The 543-nt window shown below is 78.5% G+C and carries 1 pseudogene; it reads right to left on the bottom strand.

The annotated features are described in order from the left end of the window. Positions 1-543, bottom strand: a pseudogene (gene bchD / locus L2I40_RS24335) (magnesium chelatase subunit D); the annotation flags it as partial.

Below are 543 nucleotides of genomic sequence, written 5' to 3'. Positions count from 1 at the left end.
GCCCGCAGCGCGAAGAGCGCGGCGCGCGGATCCTCGACGCCGAGCGCGGCGGCGGCGGTGCAGAGCGCCTCGGCCAGCGCGTCGTCCGCGGCGACGAGCGGCAGCACGGCGCGCGCATCCTCCGCGGCGGAGGCGTCGTGCGGCGAGAGCTTCAGGGCCTGCAGGTCGAGCTGGAAGGCGAGACGGGCGCGCAGCGCGGCCGGCACCACTTCCTCCGCCGCGATGCCCTCGTCCAGCGCGACGAGGCCGAAGCGTGCGGGCTGCGCGTCGGAGAGGCCGTCGCGCTGCACCGCGACCTCGCCGCGATCCATCACGGCGCAGATGCGGGCGGCGGTCGCGCTTTCGATGCGCTCCGCCATGGCGGCGACCACGACTCCGCCATCGGCCTCGGCCAGCACGCCGCGCTCGGCGACAGGACGGCCCGCCGCGAGCGTCGCGGAGAGATCGAGCCCGCCGAGCAGGCGGCTGTCCGGAACGCCGAGCGGCAGGCGGCGCCAGGGCGCGGCGGCGGGCAGCGCGGTGCGCAGCGTGGCGAGCCAGGCG

It is taken from the genome of Falsiroseomonas oryziterrae, from assembly GCF_021864505.1.
Taxonomy (GTDB): Bacteria; Pseudomonadota; Alphaproteobacteria; order Acetobacterales; family Acetobacteraceae; genus Falsiroseomonas; species Falsiroseomonas oryziterrae.
Note: the sequence above shows the minus strand (reverse complement) of the source record. Positions and strands in the feature narration are given on the sequence as shown.